This is a genomic window from Bartonella gabonensis (assembly GCF_903679515.1).
Classification (GTDB): Bacteria; Pseudomonadota; Alphaproteobacteria; order Rhizobiales; family Rhizobiaceae; genus Bartonella; species Bartonella gabonensis.
Map to the genome: position 1 here is coordinate 1 of NZ_CAHOYM010000063.1, position 4,776 is coordinate 4,776.

At 31.5% G+C, this 4,776-nt stretch carries 5 protein-coding genes; all 5 read right to left on the reverse strand.

Going from position 1 to position 4,776, the window contains the following annotated elements; genetic code table 11:
- Positions 1–114 precede the first annotated feature (114 nt).
- Positions 115–414, reverse strand: coding sequence for a hypothetical protein (locus tag HWX04_RS07745; protein ID WP_175869555.1), 300 nt, complete (start codon positions 412–414; stop codon positions 115–117).
- A 444-nt stretch (positions 415–858) separates the two neighbouring features.
- Positions 859–1,413, reverse strand: a complete 555-nt coding sequence (locus tag HWX04_RS07750) for a biotin transporter BioY (RefSeq protein ID WP_175869556.1) — start codon at positions 1,411–1,413, stop codon at positions 859–861.
- A 16-nt stretch (positions 1,414–1,429) separates the two neighbouring features.
- Positions 1,430–2,068 carry an energy-coupling factor transporter transmembrane component T family protein gene (locus tag HWX04_RS07755; protein ID WP_175869557.1) on the reverse strand — a complete coding sequence of 213 codons (639 nt, stop codon included), beginning with the start codon at positions 2,066–2,068 and terminating at the stop codon, positions 1,430–1,432.
- A complete protein-coding gene (locus HWX04_RS07760) occupies positions 2,065–2,745 on the reverse strand; it encodes an energy-coupling factor ABC transporter ATP-binding protein (protein WP_439330030.1) in 681 nt (226 codons plus the stop codon). The genes HWX04_RS07755 and HWX04_RS07760 overlap by 4 nt, the downstream gene beginning before the upstream one ends.
- Before the next feature lie 36 nt (positions 2,746–2,781).
- Positions 2,782–4,209 (reverse strand): amino acid permease, encoded by a 1,428-nt coding sequence (locus HWX04_RS07765; protein WP_175869559.1) that lies wholly within the window; start codon positions 4,207–4,209, stop codon positions 2,782–2,784.
- Positions 4,210–4,776: the final 567 nt, after the last annotated feature.

Here is a 4,776-nt window from a genome sequence, read left to right on the forward strand (position 1 = left end):
GCTATAATAAATAAAATTTTTATAATATTAATGTACATAATTTGTTTATTTATAGATTCTTACATATAATGTTATTTATTATAGCTATGATAAAATAATTTATTCTCTAAAAAATTAAATAATATACCATTTGAATATAGAAAGTATTGAATTATATAAATACATTCCTAAATCAGTATACACATGTTTTGCTTTTTGAAAAAGAAATATCGTTTTTTCCCAAAATATACTATGATCACCAGGGTGGGCTGGTAAAATAACTTTATTTAATAAATGATCGCTTTGTTTATTAAAAACTAAATCTGTTGTAGAAATAGATGCTTCTCTTGGTAAAATTGTACATTCAGATGCTTTCACAATAGATAAAAAAATTAATAATAGTGCAAATATAGCAAATAAATATTTTATAATCATTTTTATAATTCACCTCTATTAGCAAATATTCATAATGAATTAACATAATTTTAATTATTTGTCTATATTGTATTTAATATAAAACATAAAATTATATGATATATTATGTAAGTTGAAAAATAAAATACGAAAAATATAATTTTATCTGAAAAATTATTTAATATTGATCGTTATTAGTTCATAAATTTTATATTAATTTATTAACTTTATATAACTTTAACAATAAGTTATATAACTTTTGAATAATATTTTTTAATATGATTATATTATATATAAATTAGTTTAAAAATATATGTTATAAAACAAAATAAAATTTATAATATATAATAAATTCTTCTTTTCTAAATATTCTTTTAAATTAAAATGCAAAAACACTATTTGCATTATCACTATTTGTTTTCTATTTTATGCAATGTAACACAAAACTCCATTCAAGAATCAGAACTACCCTTTATTGGAATGAATGAGAGGGACGTTTTTTTTAATGGTAAGCGCTACAAAAGATGCAATCAGAACTTTCAAAAAACCACCAATTAAAAAACCTAATGAACTTATTAAAACTGTCAGCAAAGACACTTGTGTCATATATGCTGTCCATGGAATACCAAAAGCATAGACAACGCCTATACCACCCACAGCATTTATCAAGAATAATAGTATAAAATTTAAGCGCCTCCAAAATAACTCAACCAGTAAGCCAATGAAAAATGCAGCAAAGGGAAAACTGATGAGATAGCCACTCGTAACTCCTGAAAAAACACTCATTCCACCACGTCCACCAGGCAATAAAGGTAATCCTATCGCAACAAGAATAAGGAAAAGAAATGATGCGAGAGCGCCCCTTTGGGCTCCAAGTATAGATCCTGCTAACATCGGTCCCATCGACTGAGCTGTAATAGGAACTCCTAGAAGAAAAGGAAGATAAATAGGAGGGAAAATGCCCAAAATAGCATAAATAGCGGCAAATAAAGCTATATAGACTAAATCTTTTGTATTCATTTGATTCTTTCTTTTACTATAAAAAACTTGGATTATTATGAGATGCTGTATCAATAGTATCAGCATCATAAGAGCGCGCTTCCAATGCTTCAGCCACTTCTGAAGCCATTCTTATGGTTCGTATAATTAAAGGTATTGCAAGAGCAACAATGTTAGTATTAAGGCCCCGTGCTTGCTGTGCTTCATGAACTTCATTAAACTTTTCCCTCAAAAGAGGAATAAATCTGATCGCCATAGAGAGAACCATACTTACCTTTGATGGATTTATACCAAAACAACGAAAAGGCTGAAGCCCTGCTTCAATTGCATCCACCATATCTGAAACTTTTGTTGTAAATGAAATAAGTGATGATAAAGAAAAGAGGACAAAAAGACGTAATATAACCTCAACTCCCGTAAGCCAACCACTAAAAATAGTTTGAAATAAGAATAGAAGAATTAAAAGCAATCTCATCGTTTTAAACTGCTTTATCACAGTGCTAAAAGGAACCTTGGCAACTCTATAGAATAAGACAACAATTAATAAAAAGAGTCCAAGAAGTGGTATAGACGAAACCATTATTATAAAAGTCCCACATACGGTGAGAAATAATAACTTAACTCCAGGACTTAACCTATGAATAAGTGTATCCCTTGGAATATATAAACCGATCATGACATTCTTCTTATATATTCCTTAATAGCAACAAAAGGTACATCATCAATTGCTATCTCCCCCTTATCAAAAACCAGTACTCTATCAAACTTTTTTAAAAACTCCAAATCATGCGATACAACTATTGCCGTTTGTGGTAATTCTTCTATCACTTGCGTAACGCGATGCTTATTTCGCAAATCAAGTAATGTTGTCGGTTCATCAAAAATAATGTAATCTGGTTTCATGGCAACCACACTGGAAATAGCAACAAGTTGTTTTTGCCCACCACTTAATAAATGAACAGGGTGATTTCTGAAATCTTGAAGTTCATAGCGCTGTAAAATTTCATCTACACGTTCTTTAATTTCATCTTTACTAAGCTTCAAATTTTTAAGACCAAAGGATAAATCTTCTTCTACTAATGGTAAAACAATTTGGTTGTCAGGATTTTGAAAAACAAATCCTACTTTCCGCTTTACCGCCTTTGCAGCGCGTTTTGTATCAAGCCCATCAACACTTACAAAACCATGAGATGGTAATTGAAGCCCATTAATAAGACGAACAAATGTACTTTTTCCAGAACCATTCGCACCAATAATGGCAATACGTCTTTCGGTAAGCTGTACAGTAATATTCCTTAAAACACACAAATCACCAAAAACTCGTGTCACCTTATCAAATTTTATTCCCAAGATTTATTCCAATCAAACTCTTTATATACCCTTCTATTGTTATCGCTTAAGCTTATAGCCTAAAAGTAAAAATAAGCACCATAGAGGAATAATAATAACTGCCAAACTCATATCAGGCATTTGGACAGGGATATATGTTTCAAGAAAAAGTACCCTTATTCCTACCATATCCAAAAGTCGAGCCATTAATCCATTTTTTCCAAAACCACTTATAAGCATTATACAAAATAATAAAACCAGAAAGCATAAGCAAAGATAGTTCGCGTAAGGATATAAACCAAACGCATAGATAAAGTTTCCTTTTTTATTCTTATGGGCCTTTCGAAATTTCAAATGAACAATAACAATTATAGCCCAAGTAATAAGTGCGGCTGCAGTTGCAAGAGCCATAATTCGCATAAAACTATTATCGGGGACAAGAGCATTAATAACAAGGATTATCGCCGTACAAAACGATGAAAAAAGGATAGCAACATAAGGAATACGAACAGCACTCAGTTTACTAAAAATATGTGGTGCATTTTTTTGTATAGCTAAACTATAAAGCATACGACCATTAGAATAAATGCCACTGTTGTACACAGAAATAGCCGCCATAATAACCACAAAATTCAAAATATGACCCGCAGCAGGAATTCCTACAGTTTCAAAAATTGTAATAAAAGGACTACCATTTTTTCCAATCATATTCCACGGACTGATTATCATAATAACGCTGATAGAACCAATATAAAAAATTATAATTCTCCACATAACTTGACGAATAGCCGCCGGTATTGTTTTTTGTGGATTAGAGGCCTCACCAGCAGCAACACCAATAAGCTCGGCTCCTCCAAAAGAAAACATGACTACAGAAGTCGCCAAAATAATCCCTATAACTCCATAAGGAAAAAAACCACCATGATCCCAAAGATAACGGATACTCGCTTGATTTTCCCCTATTCCAGTGACAATGAGAAAAATCCCAAACATAATCATACCAATGACAGCAACAACTTTGATTAAAGCACAACCAAATTCAAATTCCCCATAAAAACGAACATTAAATAAATTAACTAATGTAACAAACAAAAGGACAATGAAGGATGACTTCCAATGATCAATCAAAATCCAATGATCTAGATACAAGCCAATCACTGTAAGTTCAGTCATACTGACGAGAATATAAAGAAACCAATAATTCCAACCTGTTATAAAGCCTGCTAAACTTCCCCAATATTTATAAGCAAAAAAACTAAAAGCACCCGATGTTGGTTCTTCTACAGACATTTCACCAAGCATTCGCATAATGAAATAAATAATAAGTCCCCCGATAAGATAAGCTAGAATAGCCGAAGGACCCGCCAATTGAATCGCCTCTGTTGATCCATAAAAAAGCCCCGTCCCTATCACGCCACCCAAAGCAATCATTTGAATGTGACGATTTTGAAGATTCCGCTTCAATCCATTATCCGCATCTTTAAGCATTATTCTTCATTCCCCCCTCGATATTGATTGTAATCTTTATACGAAAGGCTGATATTATCTTTGACATATTTTTTTCAACAGAAATTATAAAAGAGAACATAAATCTATTTTTTTGTCATAATGCAACTCCTTATCTTTCTGTGCATTATGCGAATGTTCCATTGAAACTCTAGGAAGAAATATGCTTCGCTCTTTATTCAAATTAATGGCTTTCATTTTCGTTACACTAACAATTATAGCATTCGTTATTGACAATACACACTCTGTCATCACATCACATTGGACAATGACCCCCCTTAATAAAATTCTCGTAAATCTTCTGCAAACAGATATCTATAAATTAAATCAATCTCTATGCAAGATAATGCCCGATTTTATGTCGTCCATTTGCATTACTCTCACTTATTTACCAGCATGGATTATCTTTGGTGCTTTAGCAATAGTATTTTGTATCTTAAATTACGAAAAACAAAAGCCTTTTCAAAAAATATCATATACATATAATGAAAAATACATTTAAGCTTGAAAAAGACTTCTAAAACTCACTGCACTATACACAACTAATGT